Annotated in this window: 22 protein-coding genes and 1 other RNA gene; 14 read left to right on the top strand and 9 right to left on the bottom strand. The window is 36.8% G+C overall.

The window, feature by feature from the left end; all coding sequences use genetic code 11:
• The first annotated feature begins 70 nt into the window (after positions 1 to 70).
• The 9 genes from AC4G3N_RS11465 (at position 71) to AC4G3N_RS11505 (ending at position 8,468) form a co-directional block, all read left to right on the top strand.
• Entirely contained in the window at positions 71 to 811 is a 741-nt protein-coding gene (locus AC4G3N_RS11465) for an alpha/beta hydrolase (protein WP_066106279.1), read from the top strand.
• Positions 812 to 861: 50 nt separating this feature from the next.
• A complete protein-coding gene (gene rnr / locus AC4G3N_RS11470) occupies positions 862 to 3,228 on the top strand; it encodes a ribonuclease R (protein WP_491090297.1) in 2,367 nt (788 codons plus the stop codon).
• Positions 3,229 to 3,430: 202 nt separating this feature from the next.
• Positions 3,431 to 4,813 (top strand): L-cystine transporter, encoded by a 1,383-nt coding sequence (locus AC4G3N_RS11475; protein WP_148630672.1) that lies wholly within the window; start codon positions 3,431 to 3,433, stop codon positions 4,811 to 4,813.
• A gap of 137 nt (positions 4,814 to 4,950) precedes the next feature.
• Positions 4,951 to 5,328, top strand: a complete 378-nt coding sequence (locus AC4G3N_RS11480) for a RidA family protein (RefSeq protein ID WP_066106287.1) — start codon at positions 4,951 to 4,953, stop codon at positions 5,326 to 5,328.
• Between the two features lie 69 nt (positions 5,329 to 5,397).
• Positions 5,398 to 5,862: an SsrA-binding protein SmpB gene (gene smpB / locus AC4G3N_RS11485; RefSeq protein WP_066106290.1), complete on the top strand. Its 465-nt coding sequence runs from the start codon at positions 5,398 to 5,400 to the stop codon at positions 5,860 to 5,862.
• Positions 5,863 to 6,000: 138 nt separating this feature from the next.
• Positions 6,001 to 6,363, top strand: a transfer-messenger RNA (tmRNA) gene (ssrA, locus tag AC4G3N_RS11490).
• A 156-nt stretch (positions 6,364 to 6,519) separates the two neighbouring features.
• Positions 6,520 to 7,494, top strand: coding sequence for a tyrosine-type recombinase/integrase (locus tag AC4G3N_RS11495; protein ID WP_491090237.1), 975 nt, complete (start codon positions 6,520 to 6,522; stop codon positions 7,492 to 7,494).
• A gap of 92 nt (positions 7,495 to 7,586) precedes the next feature.
• Positions 7,587 to 8,045 (top strand): transcriptional regulator, encoded by a 459-nt coding sequence (locus AC4G3N_RS11500; protein WP_491090238.1) that lies wholly within the window; start codon positions 7,587 to 7,589, stop codon positions 8,043 to 8,045.
• A gap of 183 nt (positions 8,046 to 8,228) precedes the next feature.
• Positions 8,229 to 8,468, top strand: coding sequence for a hypothetical protein (locus AC4G3N_RS11505; protein ID WP_491090239.1), 240 nt, complete (start codon positions 8,229 to 8,231; stop codon positions 8,466 to 8,468).
• Between the two features lie 403 nt (positions 8,469 to 8,871).
• Here AC4G3N_RS11505 and AC4G3N_RS11510 read toward each other — a convergent pair whose 3' ends face one another.
• Entirely contained in the window at positions 8,872 to 9,603 is a 732-nt protein-coding gene (locus AC4G3N_RS11510) for a pentapeptide repeat-containing protein (RefSeq protein WP_491090240.1), read from the bottom strand.
• Between the two features lie 213 nt (positions 9,604 to 9,816).
• A complete protein-coding gene (locus tag AC4G3N_RS11515; protein WP_491090241.1) occupies positions 9,817 to 10,869 on the bottom strand; it encodes a hypothetical protein in 1,053 nt (350 codons plus the stop codon).
• A 443-nt stretch (positions 10,870 to 11,312) separates the two neighbouring features.
• Here AC4G3N_RS11515 and AC4G3N_RS11520 point away from each other — a divergent pair, with 443 nt between their 5' ends.
• Positions 11,313 to 12,185 carry a hypothetical protein gene (locus AC4G3N_RS11520; protein ID WP_490552489.1) on the top strand — a complete coding sequence of 291 codons (873 nt, stop codon included), beginning with the start codon at positions 11,313 to 11,315 and terminating at the stop codon, positions 12,183 to 12,185.
• Positions 12,186 to 12,330: 145 nt separating this feature from the next.
• Here the strand turns inward: AC4G3N_RS11520 and AC4G3N_RS11525 are convergent, their stop codons facing one another.
• Complete coding sequence (locus tag AC4G3N_RS11525; RefSeq protein WP_139892228.1) at positions 12,331 to 13,254, bottom strand: aldo/keto reductase; 924 nt, start codon at positions 13,252 to 13,254, stop codon at positions 12,331 to 12,333.
• Positions 13,255 to 13,912: 658 nt separating this feature from the next.
• Here AC4G3N_RS11525 and AC4G3N_RS11530 point away from each other — a divergent pair.
• The gene (locus AC4G3N_RS11530; protein ID WP_491090298.1) at positions 13,913 to 14,761 is read left to right on the top strand and encodes an SAM hydrolase/SAM-dependent halogenase family protein; all 849 of its coding nucleotides are present in this window, start codon (positions 13,913 to 13,915) and stop codon (positions 14,759 to 14,761) included.
• A 156-nt stretch (positions 14,762 to 14,917) separates the two neighbouring features.
• On the opposite strand, the gene AC4G3N_RS11535 is transcribed toward AC4G3N_RS11530, so the two are convergent.
• The 4 genes from AC4G3N_RS11535 to AC4G3N_RS11550 all read right to left on the bottom strand — a co-directional run bounded on the left by AC4G3N_RS11535 (position 14,918) and on the right by AC4G3N_RS11550 (position 19,430).
• Positions 14,918 to 15,556, bottom strand: a complete 639-nt coding sequence (locus tag AC4G3N_RS11535; protein WP_066106296.1) for a hypothetical protein — start codon at positions 15,554 to 15,556, stop codon at positions 14,918 to 14,920.
• A gap of 152 nt (positions 15,557 to 15,708) precedes the next feature.
• The gene (locus AC4G3N_RS11540; RefSeq protein WP_491090242.1) at positions 15,709 to 16,389 is read right to left on the bottom strand and encodes a hypothetical protein; all 681 of its coding nucleotides are present in this window, start codon (positions 16,387 to 16,389) and stop codon (positions 15,709 to 15,711) included.
• A 155-nt stretch (positions 16,390 to 16,544) separates the two neighbouring features.
• Positions 16,545 to 18,152, bottom strand: a complete 1,608-nt coding sequence (locus AC4G3N_RS11545; RefSeq protein ID WP_491090299.1) for a glycoside hydrolase family 43 protein — start codon at positions 18,150 to 18,152, stop codon at positions 16,545 to 16,547.
• A 78-nt stretch (positions 18,153 to 18,230) separates the two neighbouring features.
• On the bottom strand, positions 18,231 to 19,430 hold the full coding sequence (locus tag AC4G3N_RS11550) for an ROK family transcriptional regulator (protein WP_491090243.1): 1,200 nt from the start codon (positions 19,428 to 19,430) through the stop codon (positions 18,231 to 18,233).
• A 138-nt stretch (positions 19,431 to 19,568) separates the two neighbouring features.
• Between AC4G3N_RS11550 and AC4G3N_RS11555 the strand changes: the two genes are divergently transcribed.
• The 3 genes from AC4G3N_RS11555 (at position 19,569) to AC4G3N_RS11565 (ending at position 22,651) form a co-directional block, all read left to right on the top strand.
• A complete protein-coding gene (locus AC4G3N_RS11555) occupies positions 19,569 to 20,864 on the top strand; it encodes an extracellular solute-binding protein (RefSeq protein ID WP_491090244.1) in 1,296 nt (431 codons plus the stop codon).
• A 70-nt stretch (positions 20,865 to 20,934) separates the two neighbouring features.
• Positions 20,935 to 21,813: a carbohydrate ABC transporter permease gene (locus tag AC4G3N_RS11560; protein ID WP_066106306.1), complete on the top strand. Its 879-nt coding sequence runs from the start codon at positions 20,935 to 20,937 to the stop codon at positions 21,811 to 21,813.
• A gap of 16 nt (positions 21,814 to 21,829) precedes the next feature.
• Positions 21,830 to 22,651 carry a carbohydrate ABC transporter permease gene (locus AC4G3N_RS11565; RefSeq protein WP_066106309.1) on the top strand — a complete coding sequence of 274 codons (822 nt, stop codon included), beginning with the start codon at positions 21,830 to 21,832 and terminating at the stop codon, positions 22,649 to 22,651.
• Positions 22,652 to 22,790: 139 nt separating this feature from the next.
• Here the strand turns inward: AC4G3N_RS11565 and AC4G3N_RS11570 are convergent, their stop codons facing one another.
• Together AC4G3N_RS11570 and AC4G3N_RS11575 are read right to left on the bottom strand one after the other, a co-directional pair.
• A complete protein-coding gene (locus AC4G3N_RS11570; RefSeq protein ID WP_139892232.1) occupies positions 22,791 to 23,423 on the bottom strand; it encodes a YesL family protein in 633 nt (210 codons plus the stop codon).
• 180 nt (positions 23,424 to 23,603) lie between these two features.
• Positions 23,604 to 24,437: a TetR/AcrR family transcriptional regulator gene (locus AC4G3N_RS11575; RefSeq protein WP_181162024.1), complete on the bottom strand. Its 834-nt coding sequence runs from the start codon at positions 24,435 to 24,437 to the stop codon at positions 23,604 to 23,606.
• Between the last annotated feature and the right edge of the window lie 85 nt (positions 24,438 to 24,522).

Raw genomic sequence — 24,522 nt, forward strand, 5'->3', positions numbered from 1 at the left:
GCGTTTTGTTCCTCTAACATCGTAAACTAATAGTACATAGTATAAGTTTTAACAAAGGGAGATTTTTTATATGAAATTAACTCAGCCAAAACCATTTACATTCGAGGGAGGAAACCGTGCAGTCTTATTGCTTCACGGTTTTACAGGGAATAGCGCTGATGTAAGGATGTTAGGCCGATATCTTGAAAGCAGGGGATATACATGTCATGCACCGCAATATAAAGGGCACGGAGTACCTCCGGAGGAGTTGGTAGAATTCGGACCAACTGATTGGTGGAAGGACTGTATGAAAGCCTATGATCGATTGCGGGCAATGGGCCATAAGGAAATTGCGGTAGCAGGTCTTTCATTAGGAGGGGTATTTTCCTTGAAATTAGGTTACACTGTACCTGTTAAGGGTATCGTTACCATGTGTTCACCTATGTATATAAAAAGTGAAAAAGTTATGTATGATGGGGTACTTGAGTATGCCCGTCAGTATAAAAAGCGTGAAGGTAAAAGTCAGGAACAAATTGAGGCAGAAATGAATTGTTTTCGTCCAATGAATACCCTGCAAGCCTTGCAAGAATTGATTGGCAATGTAAGAGATCATGTGAATCAAGTGGATGTTCCGCTTTTTGTCGCTCAGGCACGCCACGATCATATGATCAATACTGACAGCGCTAATATTATCTATAATTCTGCAAATACTGAACAAAAAACATTAAAATGGTATGAGGAATCAGGCCATGTGATAACACTGGATAAAGAACGTGATCAGCTTCATCAGGATGTTTTTGCGTTTTTAGAGAGTCTTGATTGGGCAAATTAATAGATAGATCAACGATAAAGGAAAGAAAGGAGGGGTTTGTGATGGATGACATGATACGTCAACATGTAGAAAAGCTGTATTCTTATATGAAAGAAGAAGCTTACAAACCCATGACCGTACAAGAATTAGAGGCAGCAATGGGGGTAGAAGACTCCGGGGATTTCAAGGATTTTGTGAAGGCTCTTGTGTATATGGAGGAGCATGGCCAAATCGTGAGAACTCGTTCTGATCGTTATGGACTGCCAGAACGTATGAACCTTGTAAAAGGGAAGGTATCTGGTCATGCTAAGGGATTTGCTTTTGTGCTACCTGAAGAGAAAGGCATGGATGATATTTTTATTCCTCCGCATGAGTTAAATAATGCGATGCATGGAGATATTGTTATGGTCCGTGTTTCTTCACAATCATCAGGCCAAAGACGGGAAGGCACCATTGTTAAAATCATTGACCGCGGTGTCCAAAATGTCGTAGGGACATATACGGAAACAAGAGGGATTGGTTTTGTAATCCCAGATGATAAAAAAATGGCTAATGATATCTTTATTCCTAACGAGGCGAAGAACGGTGCCGTTGAAGGTCATAAAGTAGTTGTTAAAATAACAAATTACCCAGAAGGCAGAATGTCGGCAGAAGGTGAAGTTATCACGATCTTAGGGCATAAAAATGACCCGGGTGTTGATATTTTATCCATTATTCATAAGTTTGGTTTGCCAGGAGAATTTCCAGAGGATGCACTGGAACAAGCTAATCAAACACCTGAAGTCATAGATGAAAAAGATCTGGCCAATCGTCGTGATCTTAGGGATGAAACGATTGTCACGATTGATGGTGCGGATGCGAAAGACTTGGATGATGCTGTTACAGTAACGAGACTTGATAATGGAAATTATAAATTGGGTGTACATATTGCCGATGTTTCTCATTATGTAACCGAAGGATCGCCAATTGATAAGGAAGCGGCAGAGCGTGCAACAAGTATCTATCTTGTGGATCGAGTTATTCCGATGATACCACATCGACTATCAAATGGAATTTGTTCATTGAATCCACGTGTTGACCGTTTAACATTATCATGTGAAATGGAGATTGATTCTGAAGGAACTGTTGTTTCCCATGAGATTTTCCAGAGTGTCATTAAAACAACAGAGCGTATGACGTATTCAGATGTGAATGAGATTCTTGTTGATAAAAACGCAGAATTGATTGAGCGCTATGAACCGCTTGTTCCGATGTTTGAGGAAATGGAGAAATTGGCTGGAATTCTTCGCGAAAAACGGATGCGCAGAGGAGCCATTGACTTTGATTTTAAAGAAGCAAAAATCCTTGTTGATGAGAATGGAGAACCAACCGATGTTGTTCTTCGTACACGATCTGTTGCAGAAAAATTAATTGAAGAATTTATGCTGGCAGCTAACGAAACAGTAGCTGAGCATTTCCATTGGATGGACGTGCCTTTCCTTTACCGGATCCACGAAGATCCAAATGAAGAAAAGCTGAGAAAGTTCTTCGACTTTATCGTGAACTTTGGCTATATCGTTCGTGGTACGGCGAATTCCATTCACCCGCGTGCTTTGCAGGAAATCATTGAAGCGGTACAGGGAAAACCGGAGGAAATGGTCGTATCGACAGTCATGCTTCGCTCCATGAAGCAAGCAAAATATGATCCTGAAAGCTTGGGACACTTTGGATTGTCGACCGATTATTATACGCACTTTACATCACCTATCCGCCGTTATCCGGACCTAATTGTCCACCGCTTAATTCGTACGTATTTAATAAATGGAGATTTAAGCAAAGAGACGCAGGAAAAATGGAATGAAAGACTTGGTGAGATTGCCCAGCATACTTCCTCAATGGAAAGACGGGCAGTAGATGCTGAGCGTGAAACGGATGATCTGAAGAAAGCTGAATACATGGAAGATAAAGTGGGCGAGGAGTTTGATGGGATTATTAGCTCTGTCACAAACTTCGGTATGTTTGTTGAGCTATCCAACACAATTGAAGGTCTTGTCCATGTCAGCTATATGACTGATGATTACTATCATTTTGACGACCGTCAATTTGCAATGATTGGTGAACGTACAGCTAAAGTCTTCCGCATTGGTGATGAGATCACGGTAAGGGTTATTAAAGTAAATAAAGACGAGCGTGCCATTGACTTTGAAATTGTTGGGATGAAAGACAATCGTGAACGGGTTTCTGGTGAAAAACGTATTTTTAAAGCAGAACCGGGTAAAAACCGCCGCAAGGATTCTTCCAGACCACAGGGAGGAAATGGAGACAAATGCGGTCCTAAAGGCCAGGGCAAAGGTAAGCCGGGAGAAAGCTCCGATAAAAAAGGCCCGAGAAAGAAAAAGAAGTTTTATGAAAACGCACCGGCTGCTAAGCGCAAATCCGGTAAGAAGAAAAAACGATAATAAGCAGAGGAGAGCTGACTTATGTTGGCTCTCTTTTCTTTGTGTTAGATTTGTAGTTATATTTACCATGCTGAGGTATATAGATAAAAAAGAATTGATGATATAGAAAAACAGCTTGTCTAGTCATAATACTGTACAATAGACAGTACAATCTATATAATACATATGTATTTAGTATGAATTAAAAGGGGGAGAGATTGAATTGGATACGACCTTAGTTATTATAAATATTCTTATTTTGTTAGCATTAGTCGGTGTACTTTTCTATATGCAAAAGAAACATGTTTCTTTTGCAAAACGAGTATTTACAGGTCTTGGATTAGGAATTCTTTTAGGTGTATTCCTTCAATTGGCATTTGATCCTGAGAGTGCTGTATTGGCAGATACAAAAAACTGGTACAGTATTGTTGGAACAGGGTATGTTAGCTTTTTGAAAATGATTGTCATGCCTTTGATCGTTGTGTCGATTATATCGGCTATCATTCGCATAAAAGGGCAGGCTGGAGTTGGTAAAATCAGTTTCTCCATTATCGGAATTCTGGTATTAACAACAGCTATAGCGGCAGCTGTTGGAATTGGCAGTGCCTTAACGTTTGATTTATCAGCGGACCATCTTGAATCTGGCGAAGCAGAAGAGGCGCGTTCTGCTCAATTAGAAGAAACTATGGTTCAAGTAGAGAACCAAAGCTTTCCGGAACGTATTTTGCAGGTCATCCCAACAAATCCGTTTCTTGATTTGACTGGCCAACGACCTACTTCTACAATCGCAACTGTTATTTTTGCAGCGTTTGTTGGAATTGCGGCAATTGGTGTTAGAAGAAAGGCACCTGCAGAATTTGAAACATTTGAGAAAATCATTAATGCCTTATATAAAATTGTCATGCGAATCGTTACGTTGATTCTTCGTTTAACACCGTATGGTATTTTAGCGTTAATGGCTACAACCATTGCTAATACAAATGTACAAGGAATCATTGAATTATCTACATTTGTTATTGCTTCCTATGTAGCATTGATCGTGATGTTCCTGATCCACTTAGTTATATTATTCTTTAGCGGTTTAAATCCAATGCAATATGTTAAGAAAATGGGTCCATTACTTACGTTTGCTTTTACATCCCGGTCCAGTGCGGCAGCTATTCCTATTAATATAGAGACTCAAACCAAACAATTTGGTAACTCTGAAGGGATTGCTAACTTTTCTTCTTCATTGGGAGCGTCTATTGGTCAAAATGGATGTGCAGGAATTTACCCGGCTATGCTGGCTGTAATGATTGCACCTGATCCGCTAGATCCCGTTTTCCTTATTCAATTAGTCATCATTGTAGCTATCAGTTCATTTGGTGTAGCTGGTGTTGGCGGAGGAGCTACCTTTGCCGCATTAATCGTATTATCCAGCATGAACCTGCCAATTGGTATAGCTGCCTTACTGATCTCTGTAGAACCATTAATTGATATGGGAAGAACAGCTCTTAATGTCAGCGGTTCAGCAACAGCAGGATTAGTAACCGGCCGTATGACAGGCGAATTGAACAAAGAAGTATACAATGGTAAAATGGTTGAAATGAATTCACTTGAAGCATAAAAGAGTAAGGAAGAATGCGTAATTGTTGCATCTTCCTTTTTTCTTTAAGTCCGCATCCCATTCCTGATGGAAGGATAAGAGGACATTTCAATCGAATACTAAAGGTATGGAATTTAGCGAAATGGAGGAATACTAGAATGAGTAAGATTACGATTCAAACAGCTAAAGCACCGGCCGCAATCGGGCCATATTCTCAAGCCATTCGAGTGAATGGGTTTATTTATACATCAGGCCAGCTAGGATTAGATCCTGAGACGGGCGAATTAAAAGATGGTGTGAAGGAACAAACTCACCAAGCATTTAAAAATATTCAGGCCATTTTAAACGAAGAAGGCCTTGGTTTGGACCAAATTGTGAAGACAACGGTCTTCCTGAATGATATGAATGATTTTGCAGCAGTTAATGAAGTATACGCAACCTACTTTACCGGCAGCTTTCCGGCAAGGAGTGCGGTAGAAGTAGCGCGGCTTCCAAAAGACGGACTTGTAGAAATAGAAGCCATTGCTGTAGTATGATAAAAGGAGAGCCTGATATTCTGGGCTCTTTATTCACCTAACCCATATAAAGAGAGAGGGGGCAATTATATGCCAAAAGGTTCAGGAAAGGTAATCGGCCAAAATAAAAAAGCGTACCATGATTACTTTATCGAGGAAACCTATGAAGCAGGAATTGTTTTGCAGGGAACTGAGATTAAATCGATTCGAAATGGTCGTGTGAACTTAAAGGATTCATATGCAAGGATTATTAATGGGGAAGTATTCTTAATGGGAATGCATATTAGCCCATATGAGCAGGGTAACCGCTATAATCACGACCCATTGCGTGTGCGTAAGCTACTTTTGCATAATAAGGAAATCAGTAAATTAATTGGTTCCACAAAAGAACAGGGATATGCACTTGTTCCATTGAAGCTGTATTTAAAGAACGGTTTTGCAAAAGTTTTGATCGGTTTAGGTAAGGGTAAAAAGAATTATGATAAACGTGAAGACTTGAAGAGAAAAGAAGCAAAGCGTGAAATCGAACGAGCGTTCAAAGAACGTCAGCGTTAAGCTTTGACTGGTACTCTCACCAAGTTCTTACAATTGAATTTCATATTCATTATGTTATAATTACTTATGTACCACAATTGAATAGAAGCAACGCTCAAAGTACGCTTCTTCATTTCGTACGATCCACATTCTTATCATGGGGACGTTACGGATTCGACAGGGGTAGTTCGAGCTTATGTTGCGAGTCGAGGGGATCGGCCTCGTTAAAACGTCACAGCCTATAACTGGCAAACAAAACAACAACTTAGCTTTCGCTGCTTAATAACAGTCGATAAGCTGTTCCTCCCTCCATCGTCCATGTGGTAGGGTAAGGGACTCAACTTTAGTGGACTACGCCGGATCTCACCGTCTGAGGGAGAAGGAAGAGAATAACCAGACTAGCTGTCCGGACGCCTGTCGATAGGCATAAGGCACAGCGAATTGCCAATATATCGACTACACTCGTAGATGCATAAGTGCCGTTATCTTTGGACGTGGGTTCGACTCCCACCGTCTCCACCAAATACATACGGTGGAATTACTGTTATATTAACGGTTAGATAAACTAGGGATATTAAACGGGATTTGAACCTCGTTTTAATATCCCTTTTTTCATACTTACATATTATTGCTAGTTGGAGACCTTCAAATTCGTTGATGAATATGGAGGTTTTTATTATGTCTAATAATAAAAGAAAGCATGGGGTTTTTGCAGTAAATAGTGATGTAGTTGTATTAAATTCAAAGAATAAATTTAAAAGAGATACTATTACGGTGGTTGATGCACTAGATAAAGTGTTTCAGCAAATGAGAATTGCCGGGAATCGTCGAAGAACAATTGAAAGTTATCAATATATCTTTAATCAGTTTGTAGAAGTAAATAATTTAATATATGTTGAAGATATTTCAATAGATTCTATCTATCATTATTTAGATATATTGGAAGTTTCATCACCAACAAAACTGATTCGATTAAAATCATTAAAAGCGGTGTTAAGCAAATTCTATAATAACGGTTGGATTAAAGACCGCTTCTGGAATAACATTCATATTAAAGTTGATAAGGAAATTAAAGAAGGGGCTAAGGAGTCCGATATCGATAAGTTACTAATGCTAATAGATCAGACAACATTTGTTGGATTTAGAGATGCGGTTGCTATCAATTTAATGTATAAAACAGGAATCCGTATCCGTACCTTAGGGGAATTAAGAGAACGCCATATTGATTATGAGAACTTATACTTGAATTTGGATGGTTCAACACTAAAAAATCACAAATTTTTAAAGCTGCCGATTGATCATGAATTGGCAAAGATGATACAGATGTTAATTGATTTGAATAATGGTATTAGAGGATATTTTAATACTGATAATCGGAATATATTTATTACTCAAAATGGGTTACCTATGAATACAAGTAAATCTTCTAACTGTGCTATTTCAAAACAACTGAACAGATATTCTAAGAAATATAATTTAAAAAATATAAATGCCCACGCAATAAGACGGGCTTATGCTAAGAACTTATTAGATAAGGGGGCAAATATAGCTTTGATCAGTAAAGCGTTAGGTCATTCTGATTTAGCAGTTACAACACAATATCTAGATTTAGATATCGAAGAAGTTGCAACCAATTTAAGAGATTTTTTATAAATGTATGTCCTAAAAAATTTAATAATTGCAAGTAGATAAGTGTAAGGGTAAAACGCCTTTACACTTTTTTAATTGAGAGAAGAGGTGAAAGATTGGCAAAGATAGTTCCTAAGCAATCATTAGCGACCCATAATGTTGATAAGAGGTTTGAAAAAGTCTCGACTGATATTTTTTACTATGTTCAATTAGGACTAATCAAACCTTTTGATATTGCATTATATGTGAAATATCTTGAATTATATAACGAAGAATTTGGGTATGCATTTCCCACGATATATCAGCTAGAAGATTATTTGTATTGTAGCCGCCAAAGTATTGTTAGTGCTAATAAGAGATTAGTTGAAGCAGGGCTTTTAATAATAAGAAAACATAAGAATAATAATATTTATTTTCCGCTTCAACCACATACAAAAGAGGATTTAGGAAAGCAAGTACCACATCTATTGATTGAATTGGATAAGCGGAGAGAAAAGATTTATTTAATTGCAGATCAAGATAGATTTAGATTAGAAAATTTATTTGAATTAGAAGTCACAAACACTTGTGATTAACCAAATCTGTGACTAATAGATTTGCATTTCTAAGCGTATAAATTGGTTTAATCAATAGGTTAAAAAACGACCGTTATACAAACTTAATATACAGACTTAGATTATACAGACTTAACTATATCTATGAAATTACTAATATATCTAGCTAGAGATTAGCTGTTAATAATAAGGAGGAATTCAGTAATGATCTACTTAAAGGAAGAACAAGAAACTAACATCAATGTGAGTGAAGAAAGTGGAGAGATAATAATGTATTCATGTGCACCCAGGTATATTAAACAAATGATGATTGCAGCAGATAGGTTCAGTGTGCCAATAATAGTGAGAGATGTTATAAATATGTATCCGCAATCAGCTGAAATCAGAGTAAATGATATTAGGGTGATTGAATATATTATTAGCAATATAGCATTAACTGTGTAAAATTATGCAATTTAAAATATTACAATCCCCCCTACCCTATGGGGGACGGGGGCTATTAGGATAAGTAACTGCTGCATGCACAATATAAACAATGATTTAAAAACTTTTTTTTGCACAATAAAAACATGTTTTGATGTGTGGTATTGAATTTAAAGGGATGAATTATAAATTTTATTAGAATTTTGTTGGAGATTACCCCGAGTAATCGAGGAAGGACAGAATCAATATTTTTTAATAAAATATAAACCCCAAATGCTAACAAGCTAACTACGAATCCGATAATAGTTAAACCATTAGATACAGAAGATAACATAGTTACCACCCCTTCCTGAATACCAGTCAAATATAACTGTCCCCGATTCTTCCTTGACATTCACCAATATATGGTTCCAGGGCAGGACAATTATAGTATACCATCTTTCTTATAGTATTTAGATAAATATTCCAAAAAGCTAAAATACGTAAACATTGTTTTGTTAGAGTTCCTCCTATCTTTTAAATACATTCTTAAGAAAGCATGACTTAATTCCTTTTCAGAAAAAGACTGTAACAGTAAGTAGAGTATCCAATTATTTATTTTCTTGCCTTTTGAATTTCTAGTAGTAAGTACATAATGCTTTTGTATTTTAGTAAGTTCCATTAGCTTTTCTATAGAACTGATTAAAGTGTTATCTATATTTAAAGAAGGGTGTCCATTAAGAAGAAATATATTGGGCTGATCTATATCTAAATTTTTTGCAACAGTAGTATTTGTATTTATAAAATATACATTTTTAAAGGTGGCATTATAAAAATCCGTATTTCTTATATTCACACTATAAAAAATTACATTTTCAAAATGGGCATTTTTAAATTTACTATTCTTAAGATTAGTGTTTATATAGTCTACTCCAATAATTTTACTGTCTCGAAAGTTACAGGAAGTTATATTAGAAGCTGTATATTTAACATTCTTAAAAAGAGATCCTACAAATATTAGATTATGTATATTTGTTTTATATTCATGTTGGTTAATTCTCCCGCTAAACTTTCGTGGAGAATTAGCTAATGAAAATGGAACAAGTTTACCTTTTTGGATTCTTTTCATTCTTTGCTGTTTTTGAATGGCTTTTCTACGCTGTTTATCTCTACCCATAAATTAACCCTCCTTGATTTAAATTGCGATCAGAAACAAGTTTATAAAAATGGAAATAAAGTTGGGTGTTTATAGCGTGAAGTACCAAACACTAACATTATGTATGTTTAATGAAATATTTACATAAATCCTATTCCTTGTGGGGTAGAAATTAGTAAGGAGGTAGCAAGTTTATACGTCATATATACAATCTAGTTTAAACGTTGTGATGATTTAACATTGATAGTTTTTATATGAAATTAGTAACTCTTTTAGAAAAATAGAGAATATTTCATTTAAAAGTGATAGTTCTTTTATTTCATCAGTAGGAATTAGATAGAAAGTAGAATCAATTTTTTCAGCATGAAAGTATTTATTCCTAATGAAGTATGAGTATTTAATTAAATAGAATGTAATAATTTCAACATCTATTTTCTTATTTTGAGAAAGTGCGGTATCTATACTATCTTGAACATCACTATATAGTCCTTTCGAAATTAAAAAGTCTTTTCTATATGGAAGTGTTACTTTGAATATCTGATTCATTCGACAATCGTTGTATCTACAAATAAAATCAGCCCATGCTTTTGTTTGGTTTATTGTGTTATGGTCATTTAATATCATTTCTCTAATTCGTAGTTTTCTTATATCTTGTTCAGTAAAATTAGTTACAAAATTTATCGTTTCTGGAAAAAGGGGAGGGTTACTCCAAATAAATTTTTTGATGGATACTAATTTGTCAAATTCTATATCTTTATTTGATATTAAAGTATATAAGGTATTAAATGATTTCCAGTGTTTTTCAAACTTATGTCCTTCTAATGTATCATCTTGTGCTTTAAGCCAATATACTGTAGCTAATAATAATGCGTGAGATAAGCTATTGTCCTTCAATAGAATTTCAGCTTCTTCAAAGTTCCATAGCAAATTTTTAGCAAGAGTTCTGTTTAAAGGTTGATTTATTTTATCAATAGTGTGGGTGTGAGTTATTTCACCTCTAGAATTACAACTAGATAGCTGTATTTCTTTAATAGTAGGAATATCCCCTACCACGACTGCTAGAAATGTTAAAGATTTATTGATCTGCTTATTAAAGGTACTATTGAAGTTTAATAAAGAAGTCCCTATATCTTTTTTCTTATTTCTTTTAAAGGAAATTGTTAATTTATCATTTTCAATTTTTAATTTATCGTAATAATCCCTTTCATAATATATATTTCTTTCTATACCATCATCTAATTTAGTTGGATATTCAAAATGAATTTCTAGTAAGTAGTTGCAACGCATTAAAAGACCTCCTTAATTTTTATACCAATTATACCCTTTTGAAGAAATAATAGTATAATATAAACAGGTCTCCGAACCAAGTTCGTAAATATGTAATACTCCCTAGTGGAGAAAATCATTCAATATACAGTATAGATAAATCTTTAAACACTTATGGCAGTGTCGATAGGCATAAGGCACAGCGAATTGCCAATATATCGACTACACTCGTAGATGCATAAGTGCCGTTATCTTTGGACGTGGGTTCGACTCTCACCGTCTCCACCAAATACATAATTTTGGTGGTTTTTGTTTTATATATGACATAAAGCATAAATTTTCCGCTTCGGAAGGTTTATGCTTTTTTTTTGAGGAATCAGTCTTGTTATAATTATACCGTTTTTTGGTATATAGGATTATCTGGCATCATAACGTGGTAGACGACAAAGAAAGGGGTGAGTAAAATGTTGAAACAGATGGGTATCGTGCTAGCTTTAACAAGCATTTACCTTGCTGGATGCTCGCATGAAGATGCAGCTACGGATAAAAAAGCAGGGGAGAAACATGAAGAATCAGCTCAACCTGTAACAACAGAAAAATCTTCAACGGATCAGAAGGAAGACAGCGAATCTGCCAACGGAAGCCCTGTAAAAGCTGAACAAAACGACTCACATGATGCCTCATTATCTCAGGAAAAAGTAATAAAAGATGCCAAGGAACAAATCAAAGGCTCAATATCTCCTAAGCTACCCATACATCTTCCGCTATCGTCTGAGGACAAGAATCTAAGTGCGGCGACCCTTTCGGAATCTGATATGTATCGCGTTATATTTTTTGAAAGCGAAAAAATGATACCAGTCAACAGTAAAGAGTTGAACAATAGTACCATTGCAAAACCGATTGCTGTAATAGAAGTCCATCAGTATAAAACTGAAGAAGAGGCTAAATCAAAAATCGGCTATATACAGCCTGAGGGGATCCAGGCAGGGAATCCTATAGATCTGGGTCATTCCATCCAAGGATATGAGGACGCAGGGGCAGGACATAAGTGGCTAAATTGGCATGAAGGAAGATGGTATCTACAAGTCCAAGCCTCCAATATAGAAGGCAACAGTGACTACGTCCCGCTCGCTAAACAAATGGTCTCCTATCTTGAAAGCAACCAACTGCCAGTGCCCCATGAATATGGTTCTGTAAAAGCGGATATAGATTCGCAAAAAGCAGACAATAACCGTATTTCTTGGCAGGAAGGTACAGTCGTTTATACGGTCTCCGAAGTGGCAGACCCCATTGACATGCTAGCGATAGCTTGCAATTTTGATGAAACGAAAGAATAAGTGTTGGTATAGATAGAGAATAGTTTTAGTGAAATTGATGACTTTCTAATAAGATAAGAAGAGCCTCAATTCAAATAGGATAACACTGGAAAGGAAAGTGTCTTCCTAAGTGTATCTTAAGGCTCTTCATTTTATTCGGAAGGTTTTAAGGCAATATATGCCCGCTGTTCAAATAAAGGCGATACCATTCTTCACGGCTTAACTGTAATTCATTGCCCCGAATAATGTCAGCCATCCGTTTTTGATTAGTTGTACCAGCAATCAACTGAATGTTTGCTGGGTGTCGCAAAATCCAAGCTGCTGCAATAGCGGTTGGAGTTGTTTCATATTTATCAGCTAACTCTGTAAGAGTCTCGTTCAATTCGGGGAACTTCTCATCATTCCCGATAAAAACACCTTCAAAGAAACCATATTGAAAAGGTGACCAAGCTTGGATGGTTATATCATGGAGTCTGCAATAATCTAGGACACTACCATCCCTCTCAACGGCGCCTTCTGTTTGCATATTCACTTCCATCCCATTAGCAATCATGTTCGAAAAGGGGAGGCTTAGTTGCAGTTGGTTTACAATGATTGGCTGCTTTACATATTTTTTTAACAATTCAATTTGCATTGGCTTATGATTGGATACGCCAAATTGACGGACTTTGCCAGAGCTCTCTAAGGTATCGAATGCTTCAGCTACTTCCTCAGGATCTACCAAAGCGTCTGGACGATGAAGTACCAGTGCATCTAAGTAATCAGTGTCCAGGCGTGTTAGTATTTTATCGACAGACGTTAAGATATGCTCTTTTGATAAGTCATACATAGTACCCGGCTTGATCCCGCATTTTGATTGCAGGATTACATCTTCTCTGTTATATCCCGCAATCTTTAAGGCCTTACCAAACTTGGATTCACAAATGCCATTTCCATAAATATCAGCATGGTCAAAGAAATTCAGCCCATTCTCCATACAAAAAGTAAGATGTGCTGCTAAATTGTCATCATTCATAGAATCAATTCTCATACAGCCTACAGCAATAGCTGGAACGCTTAAACTGCTGCTACCAAGTTTTATCCTTTTCATGCTTATTCCTCCATCCATTAAAAAAACTCTTATTTTTCTATCTATGTTAGCGACTGATTATACCGGAAAACAGTGTATCCCTCATCGTAATCTGTACGCTGTCCCCATTTTACTATAATTCAGAAAATTTTTTATGGATGACTCTATTCCTGTGTTAAAAGAATTACAGTCGAAATTTAGACGAGCATGTAGACACACTTTATAAGATATAGACAATGTACAAAAAGAATAGGGAATTCATCAGTTTTATCGATTATTGTTTCCATATTTGGATAATGTATATTGACAAAGCATAATCAAGCTCATTATAATTTTAATAATTCAAAATATTATAAAGTATGGAAGAGGAGAGTAGATTCTGGATATTTCTCTTTTAGAGAGCTTCGGCAGCTGAAAAGGAGCGGGAAGTACCATTATTGAAAATGGCCTCTGAGCCTCGTGCTGAAAGTATAATTTATTAATTATATGAATAGGTTTCGACGAGATTTGGTACTCGTTATCCATACCAGAGTGTAGGAAGCGTTGATTCGTTTTTACGCTTACGAAGGCTGTTTATGTGAGTAAGCAGCGAATTAAGGTGGAACCACGTGAAGTCACACCACGTCCTCATCATGGTAAGGACGTGGTGTTTTTTATTTTGGACAAAGAAATGGGTGGGATGAAGTTGAAACGTTTATTAGTTTTTCAATCAGATTTTGGATTAAGTGATGGGGCTGTAAGTGCTATGTATGGAGTAGCGCTTTCTGTCGATCCATCTTTAAAGATTAGTAATAATACGCATGATATTCCAACGTTTAATATATGGGAAGGCTCATACCGTCTATTGCAGGCTATTTCTTATTGGCCGGAAGGAACGGTATTTGTATCGGTGGTAGATCCGGGTGTAGGATGCGATCGCCGAAGTATCGTTGCAAAGACCTCTGGTGGACACTATGTGGTCACGCCTGATAACGGTACCCTATCCCATATCAAAAATAAAATTGGCATCACGGAAGCAAGAGTGATAGATGAGAAGGTAAATCGTTTGCCGCGTTCAGGAGAATCCTACACTTTCCACGGGCGTGATGTTTATGCGTATACAGGGGCAAGGATTGCAGCTGGGGTGATTAGTTTTGAGGAAGTGGGGCCGGAAATACCTGTTGATTCCCTTATTGAACTACCTCTTTATGATGCATACATACATGATCATAAGATTACCGGTATTATTGAAATTCTTGATATTCGATTTGGAAATCTATGGACGAATATTTCGCGAGAACTCTTTAGAAAACTGGAAATCTCACTGGGGGATAAGGTCTGGGTTCAAATTGAAAAGGATGGAACAGTGAGGTTTGAGGAAGAGGTTGTATATGGCAGATCTTTTGCAGACAGTGCATTGGAGGAAGCCATTCTTTATGTTAATTCACTTGATAATCTGGGGCTGGCCCTAAATCAAAAATCATTCGCTGATACTTATCACATTAGTACGGGCAGTAATTGGCGCATTACCATTCGTAAAGCGCCATAATTGATGAAGGTTTGTCTAACCTTCCTTAAATACATCATTGAGACGTATTATGCGACTTAAGCATGGTTGGTGTGTTTTTCAGAACAAGGGGTTATTTTAGGTTAGATATTTTACTGCTAGTGTTGTTTAATATTGTTTTTCTCCTTTCAGCTAATGCTAAAATTGCATTTCGATGGAGATAATTCTTTTTGATTCATCTATCCACAGGCAAAGTGTTTGTGTGTGATGAGAGAAATAACGCAGAGCATGCGAATTTTTTAGGGAATCATTCAGAATCCAATTTGAGAGTTGAAAACCAAATGAAGGGCTTTCCGTGTTTTCTTTTAAATAGGCTAGTACTAGATCAAACTCCTTGTCCTCGTAGGAATTGATTTTCTCTGGAATTACTCTATACGGACTTGAAGGTGAGAATTGAACTTGTTGAAGTTGTTTGCTTTGTGGAAAAAGGCTCTTAATAACAGGGTTTAAGGGATTAGACATGAGATGCTTTAAAGAATCATTATTGGGCTTAGCCAACATGATCTCAATCGGTTTATCATTCACTATAAATTCTTTTCGCTCATCGAAGTGCAAGATGATTTCTCGCAGCTCCTTATCCTTGATAAGGCCATTTTTTATCGGATAATAAGTAACGCTATCGCTCAACTGTGCACTTAATAATAGGAAAAATTGCGTCAGAAGGGAATATTGTTTTGGCACTCCATTACCATCAATGGATTTGCTCCTGAAGAAAGGAGAGCTATCCTCTTCTTCATCAATAAAAAAATCTCTATTAAAAGGTTCTAGCCAATTCAAATGAACTCCCCCAATAACTATGATTTATTTTATTGTCTTATATTTCCTTTAAATGCGCATCTGTTATTTATCGTAAATGGAGTTTAACCTAATAAGAAATAGAGCTTTAAAGAGACCAAGCTGATTTTCATTGGGTTGGTCTCTTTGGATATTCAACCGAGAGCCAGTTTTTTGCCCCCCTGATAACGATCCTGATACCTTTTTGTAAACACAAGAGAGATGAGTAAGATTAATTCAAACGCATTGGTGATTGCGCCGCTTTCCATTGGGATCTTGACCATGCTCCCGACAATCATAAGTGCGGTTCCAACGAACATCCAATACCAACCTGTCCTTTTCCAAAGAATAATGGATGACACAAGAAGTGCCAGTGTGACCATTAAAATCATGATTGGCGGTCCTTGTGGAGAATTGGTTGAAGAATAGCTTAGAATGCCATAGCTTTTTTCCGCTTTTAGTGAGAGGTCCCACACAACTGTAAATAGTTCTATCAAAAAAGCAATTAGTGTAAAGGCAACTGTAATCAGTATGGCTGAGGTGGTATTCACCCACTTGATCCCAGCACGTTTAAGTACATCCCAGGAAAATAAAATTAACAAAGGTGTAAAAATCGCATGCATCCAGTATCGAGCAGCATTCAAATTCTCTAAAACTTCCCCCACTCCAATCCACTTTCCGATGCCAAGAATGGCATTATCATAGATGAGCGGTACAATAACCAGAATCAATACATTCGATACTATGCTAACACCACTCTTTTTTATGGATTGAAGCATCATGATGAGCAAGCCAGCATAAAAACAAGCAAACAATATATACAAAAATGTATCCATCAGAAACAAACCTCCTCGTTATCCTATACCTTTCCTAAAACAGTAAGGACTTAAACATAGGAAATTTGCTTACGATGCATTTATACATGAGAAAAGAGGATATCCGGCCTGGATATCCTCTCTTAAGAAAAGTAGTCTATTTTAACCTACGAAAATTATTCATTGACCTTATAAGTAAAGTAATCAAAATCAGCAGCCTTGCCTTCTCCAGATGTATCCTGGCACTGCATGCCTACAAAGGCTCCAGTAAAGAATCCGCCACCGCGGATATAATCATCAGATAGTTTATAAGAGTATAGGGTTACTGGGATTTGTGTCCAAGCTTCTCCGTCAAATGAATAGGAGTAGTGATACGTGTTTGTTTGGACTTCGGAACGTATATAAACATATTCAATTTCATCCGGTACCGGAATTTCATTACCACTCAATGGTCGATCAAAGGTGAAATTATCACATACGGTTAAATCTAGAACTCTACCTTTCTCTTCGTTCCATGTAAGCTGAAGGGCGCTCCAATTTTCCGTGTTGTAATAGTTTACTAAGCCGGCGGCCTGCTGGAATGTGTCCGGGTTAAAAGCCAATTTAGTTTCAGCTGTAAAGTTAAAATGCTGCCAGCGTCTTGCCACAAAAGCCTGTGTGAATTTTGAAGTGAGTGATTCTTTACCGTACAATCGCAAGTGACCTGGTTTGGCTTCCAATGAGAGATGATCTCCTAGAGGAATCCGTAAAGTTTGGAAGTTAAGATTCAATGATTTCTCGTTAAAATCATCTTTTTCAGGATAATCTTTTACCCATTTTACTTCCTCCATCTTAGGTCCTTCTATTTCAAGAGAAGGCTGATTACCGCCCACTACATACGGCCAATCGTTCTCCCAAGTCAATCGTTGAATGGCTGTTTCACGGCCGAGCGGACAAAACCCTCTTGGATCCAGCAATGCCTGATTCTCTTTAGGAAGAGGGCGTCCGGTTAAATGAACTAAAAACCATTCATCTGTATGAGTGTGAACGATAGAAGCATGGCCCGCTTTTTGTAATGGATTTCTTGGATAAGGAAACGATGTAATTAACGGATTTTCCGGATGTACTTCATATGGTCCATCAATCGTTTTGGAGCGGGCAATGGTTGCCTGGTGATCATATTTTGTTCCACCCTCTGCCGTTAACAGATAGTAGTAGCCATTCCATTTATATAAATGCGGAGCTTCTGTCAGTTTGATGTCGGTTCCTTTAAAGATAATTTTTTTATCTCCAACTAACTTTTTCTCTTCTACACTATATTCCTGAAGTACAATTCCATAGAAACTATGGTTTCCAAGGCGATGATCCCAGACCATATTCACAAGATATTTTTTGCTGTCATCATCATGGAATAAAGATGGATCAAAGCCAGAGCTATTAAGATGGATTGGATCAGACCATTCGCCATCAATCGTTTCACAGGTACTGAGATAATTATGGCTGTCTTTCCACTGTCCGCCTGTCACCTTGACATCTGTATAAATGAGCCAGAACTTCCCATCATGGTAGGAGAGAGCAGGAGCCCAAATACCCCCTGAATCAGGATTTCCCATCATATTTAATTGGCTTAATCTATTTAATGGGCGGGAAACTAATGACCAATTTTTTAAATCCTTAGAGTGATAAATACCGACCCCGGGGAACCATTCAAACGTAGAAACGGCAATATAATAATCTTCGTCACGTCTGCAAATACTTGGATCAGGGTTAAAGCCAGTTAAAATAGGGTTTTGAATTTTCATTATTGTAGCCTCCTTAATATATAAAAAAATAGAAGCGCTTTCATAAATGTGTAATCTTGATTGCGTCAGCAAAGAAAGCAACTAATATTGATGCACTAATGGATAGGTCTGAATACTTTGATGATACAGGTCGTTATCTAAGAAATGTTCAGTTGAAAAAGCAGCTACGCCCAGTGCGCAAGAATGACTCGCTAAACTTGAATATTGTATATGTAAGTTCTTTTGATGATTAGATAGAGAATGATTTTTTATGGTTTCTACTAATGAAGAGTGAATCCATTTTTCACAGGCGGCCAGGCGATTGCCAAGAATAACTTGATTAGGGTTAAAAATATTAATGATATTATTAATGCCAATCCCAATCGATTTCCCTATTTCACTGAATAATTCAATTGCTGTAGGGTCTTCATTTTCAGCAAGATCAATTAAGTGTTCGAGTGTAATGGCGGGATCATTCATCATGAGCTTCGCCTGACTGACTAGGGCTCTCTCTGATGCATATAATTCCCAGCATCCATGGTCTCCACAGCGGCATTTTTCTCCGCTTCTTTCGATTGTCATGTGACCCAGCTCCCCTGAAAGTCCATTATTGCCCTGATAAAGTTGGTTATTCAGGATTAAGCCGCCGCCGATTCCAAACCCAATACTGATGTATATCATGTTGGTGAAGTTTATTCCGACACCGAATTTTTTTTCGCCATATGCCCCACAGTTTGCTTCATTCTCAACTTTAACAGGTACACAGTATTTCTTTGCGACCATATTTTTCAAATCGATGTTTTTCCAGTTTAAATTGGGAGCCATTAAAATTCTTCCAGTTGTATCAACTGTGCCCGGTACACCAATACCAATCCCGACTAAACCATATGGTGAATCAGGAATGGAAGCAATCATACAATCAATCATTTCATACAGTCTTTTTTTAATATCTTCATAGGTTAGTTCCTGGAATTTTTCCAGTTTTTCTTTGTGGATTTTCCCCTGTAGGTTGGTTACGATTCCTAAAATATAGTTAACTCCAAGATCAACTCCTATGGAATAGCCTGCATTTTCATTGAAGAATAACATAACTGGCCGTCGGCCACCGTTGGATTTGCCAGGTCCGGATTCAGATACGAGCTGTTCCTCTATAAGCTCGGAAACCAATGAAGAGACTGTTCCTTTATTAAGGCCGGTTTTATTGGCCACATCTGTGCGTGATAAAGGAGGAGATTCCTTAATAACATGCATGACCAAAGATTTATTTTCTTTTTTTACAACCTGCTGATTATACGTTTTCAATGGTCCGCCTCATTTCTATCACATTTACTATAATAGTAACATCTAATACTTTGTTTATCTAGTAGACAAACAAAGTATTCCATGATATTCTAAATTTAAGTTTAATAGTAAGTAAAATTAACTATTGGGGGTTTAATTATGCGTAAAAAGAAAGCGTTTTCATTTCTTGCTGGGTTCTTGGCCTTATTTTTAGTTCTAGCGGGATGTTCGTCAGAAACTGAAAAGTCAAACAGTGATGGAAAGAAAGTTGTTAAGTTTATGCACCTATGGCCGGAAGGAAGCTCTAAACAACATCATGAAATTGTTCAGAAAATCGTTGCTGATTATGAGAAGGAACATAAGGATGTTAAGGTTGAGCTTGAAGTACTTAGCAATGAACAATACAAGGATAAAATTAAAGTTTTATCTGCTTCCAATGAACTTCCTGATGTGGGAATGACATGGTCAGCAGGATACCTTCAACCATACGTGGATGGCAAAAAGTTTGCGCCGCTGGATGACATTCTAGAAGGAGATTTAAAGGATTCTTTTGTAGCTGGTACTTCGGAAGCTTACCAAATCGATGGTAAAACGTACGGTCTGCCACTGGAGCTTAATATAGCCTCTGTCTTCTATAATAAGAAAATTTTTAAGGATAATGGCTTAGAAGCTCCAAAAACATTTGATGAGTTAGTAAAGGCCGCAAAAACGCTTGATAAAAATGGAGTTGAGCCAATTGCGCTAGGTAATAAGGATAAATGGACTGGTTCATTATGGTATATGTATTTAGCAGATCGAATTGGCGGGACTGAAGCATTGAAAGGTGCCATTGATCGTTCAGGTTCTTTCGAAGATCCAGCGCTTGTATCTGCCGCTGAAAAAGTACAGGAATTAGTTGATGCAAATGGATTTGTAAACGGATTCAACGGTTTATCTGATGAAGAAGCAAAAAGTATGTTCATGAACAGCCAAGCCGCTATGTATCTAATTGCTACATGGGATTTGCCAAACTACACCACAAATCCAGATGTACCTCAGGAATTTAAAGATCAGGTTGGTTTCTTTGACTTCCCATCTGTTGATGGAAAAGGGGATATGAACAGTTATGTTGGTGGACCTGGAGTAGGATTGTTTGTTTCTGAAGACTCTAAAGTAAAAGAAGAGGCGAAGGATTTCGTATCTTACTTTGTTCAGCAGTGGGGAGAAAAATCTGTCACGGATGCCGGCGTAATACCAGCTACTAAAATTGATGCTGAGAAGCTAGATTTGCCGCAAATGTATGTAGATGTTTTAGGGAAATTAAATAAAGCAACTAATATTACCTTATATGCGGATGTACAATTAAGCTCCGATGCAGCACAGGTTCACTTAGATCAAATTCAAGCTTTATTCGGCAAGGAAACAACTCCAGAGAAATTTGCAAAAGAGCATGAAAAGGCGCTTTCTTCAAAGTAAAACGACAAAGGAAAAAGGATTCATCCTGATACGATGAATCCTTTTCCTACATACAGATGAGGTGGTTTTTATGAATAAGGTGATGTCCAATAAGTGGATTATAGCTATGTATATTCTGCCGGCTTTGTTATTGGTCAGTGTACTGATTTTTATCCCGCTTATTTTGACAGGTTATTATGGACTTATGGATTGGGATGGCATTGGAGCCATGAAGTTTATTGGATTGGAGAACTATATAAATGCAATCCAGGACGCGAAATTTTGGGATAGTGCCTGGCATTCCATTTTACTGGCTATCTTTTCAACATTGAGTTTAGTTATCTATTTAGCTATTTCTCTCATTCTTGCTTCCAAAATAAAAGGGGCAAATTTATTAAGGAAAATTTATTTGATTCCAATGCTACTATCTTCAGTGGCTATTGCGCAGCTTTGGATTAAAGTGTTCAATCCATCGAACGGAATATTAAATACGATATTGGTTTGGTTTGGGGTTGAAAATCCACCATTATGGTTATCTGATACATCTATCGTTTTATATGCTATTTTTATCCCCATCCTATGGCAGTATGCAGGATTTTATATTTTGATTTATTATGCAGCCCTAAAAAATATACCTGAATCTTTAATTGAAGCAGCAAAAATAGACGGTGCTACTCCATGGCAGATTGCCATGAAGATTAAATTGCCACTGATCATGGGAGTTGTAAAAGTTACAATTGTACTGGCTATTGTTGGTTCACTTAAATATTTCGATCTTATTTATGTTATGACAGGCGGAGGTCCGAACGGATCCAGTGAAGTAATGGCATCCTATATGTATAAGCTGGCTTTCTCATCCTCTAATTTTGGTTACGGCAGTGCAATTGGCTTCCTGTTACTGGTCATTACGTTAATTGTGACGTTTATTATCAATAAACTGACTGCATCCAAGGAAGAAATCCAATATTAGAGAGGAGAGGAAAAGAATGGCTCGTTTTGGAAAGATAGTATTATATACTTGTTTGACAGTTGTTGCGGTCTTTCAGGTGTTCCCAATTATTTGGCTTTTCCTGTTTTCATTAAAGAGCAATCAGGAGATATTTGCGGGTTCGCCCTTTGCTCTTCCCTCCGAATTTAGATGGGAAAACTATTTGAAGGTTTGGGATGGAGGCATAGGATTATACTTTTTTAATAGTATTTGGATTACAGGAGTAGCCATTATTTTGACAGTTCTTTTTGCAAGTATGGCAACTTATGCGATTACGAGGATGCATTGGAAATTCAGTAAGCTGGTGCTTGGTTTGTTTATGATCGGGTTGATGATTCCAATTCACTCAGCATTAATTCCATTGTTCAATATGTTTTTGAACGTAAACTTAATTGATAATCCATGGTCGATTGTTCTTACCTACACTGCATATAATTTACCGATTACGATGATGATTCTGCTTGGCTTCTATACTACATTGCCAAGAGAAATTGAAGAGGCTGCGATCATAGATGGAAGCTCAATCAACCGGATGTTTTTCCGGATTGTCCTGCCAATGTCCATGCCTATTCTTTCTACGACAGTCATCATCAATATGATTTACAATTGGAATGAATTCGTTTTTGTTAATACGTTTATCAGCTCTGATAAATATAAAACCTTAACAGTCGGCATTCAGAATTTTATTGGACAGTATATGACTGACTGGGGTGCCATCGGTGCCACATTAATTATCAGTTTCCTACCATTATTGCTTGCCTTTATTTTCTTTAGTAATAAAGTAATTGAAGGATTATCAGCTAGCGCAGTAAAAGGATAATAGGATAAACCAAAGCGACATACACCTGGCATGGGGAGTATGTCGTTTTTATGGTTAAGGAATTTATTCAATGAAATCAATAAAAGCACAAGTGCGATAAAGGAGCATTTGTGCTTTGCGTTTTAATTAACTGACAGAGTTATAAATCAGTCTGTTTGATTTTGTTGTTTGCCTCTAAACGTTTGAAAGAGGAAGAGGCTAACCATGATGTAATAAAGGAATAAAAGCTTAAACCAAAAATAAATGCAAGTGCAGGGAAGATGAACGAGATGATTGAAAATGCAACAAGGCAAATGACCATCATGATAATTTGGATTGGGCTAATTAACATAATGAAGAATGCTTGTTTATAATTGGATCGTACCGTTAAATCATAATGAGCGAACACAGGAAACAGGTAAAAAAGTAAAAAGATAAAAAATAGAATGCAAGCAAATATCGGGATATGAGTCCAGGTCATAAGCTTGCTTGCCTCGCTCTGTATGTAAAAAAGATCAATACCTATCAATAAAAAGATAATGGATGTATAAATTCCTAAATGATTACTTTTCCAAAAGTCTTTTTTGTAATAGGACGAAAAAGTATTGAACACAGGTAAATCCGAATTCCCTCTCAACCATTCTCTCATTACAGAAAACATGGCTGTGGTGGCGGGGTATATCCCTAAAACAATTACACCGGCCAGCGTGAATAAAATCCATAATATATTTACATAAGCAAACCTCATAACCCATTCCAATATGGTATAAAGGCTGTTTCCTAAATCCTTCAATTACGAAAACCCCTCCCTGGTGAAATCATCTTATTCTATTTATTATACTGCAATATCGCAGGGTGTAATAAATATTAATAGAATAAATAGAATATTTGATATGGAACTATCAATAAGTATAAATAAAATCCCAGGCATTTTCTGCGTTTGGGATTTATGAATAATTCCGGTTGTTAAAATTTATTGTAATGTCTCCAAATATGTTTCATATAAATAAGCAGTCCATTTAGTGTGGGAATTTGCCTTTAAGTTTTTTAGTAGCCCTTGAATGATGACTCCTGGATATTGGGGGTTCAATAAATCATCTTTTAATAGCTCTAATGATTGCTGTATGGTTTGATCTGATATTTCATCCTTTTTTGCAGTGAGCAAATCCACCAGTTCCCCCTTGGTAGGAATGATAGATTTTGAGCTTGTATAGGTTAAATATTCTGCTGAAATAAGCGGAATGTCTGCCTGGTTAGCTAGAATGGTTACCTTTTCAACTAACGATTTGCATACTGTATCAAGCTCAAAAGGATAATTTGATATGAATAGCTCTGCATATAGTTTAGAGAAACTTTTAATGGTATAAACCAAATCTGGTCGCATCGAATCATCCACATTTGGAAATTGTCGGTCAACAATAGAGAATATAATAGAGTTCATAAATTGATCATATTTTGATAACTGTTCAAATAATTCCATACTACAGGAGGTAAATTGTTCTGTTATTAAAACCTTTGCAAAGTTGGAATGGCTTTGATACGAACTAAAAATATTAAAATAAAAATGATAAAGCAGTGAATGGTCTGAATTAGATTCACTGACCGCCTGTTCAATATTCGCTGCCATATCGCTCAGGAAGTAATCAATAAGTGCATAAACTAATTCATCCTTAGATTTATAAGATAGGTAGAATGCGCCTTTTGAGATTCCGCATACTTCCGTTATTTGTTGAACAGATGTTGCTTCAATTCCATTCTTTGCGAAAAGCTCAAAGGCCCTTTCCATTATTAATTGTTTTTTAACCATGCCGACACCCCTGTTCATTTAGTTGACATCTGACCAACCAGTCATTATTATAATTAATTGTAGGAATTGAGTCAATTGTTTGAAT

The organism is Bacillus sp. z50 (assembly GCF_058313585.1).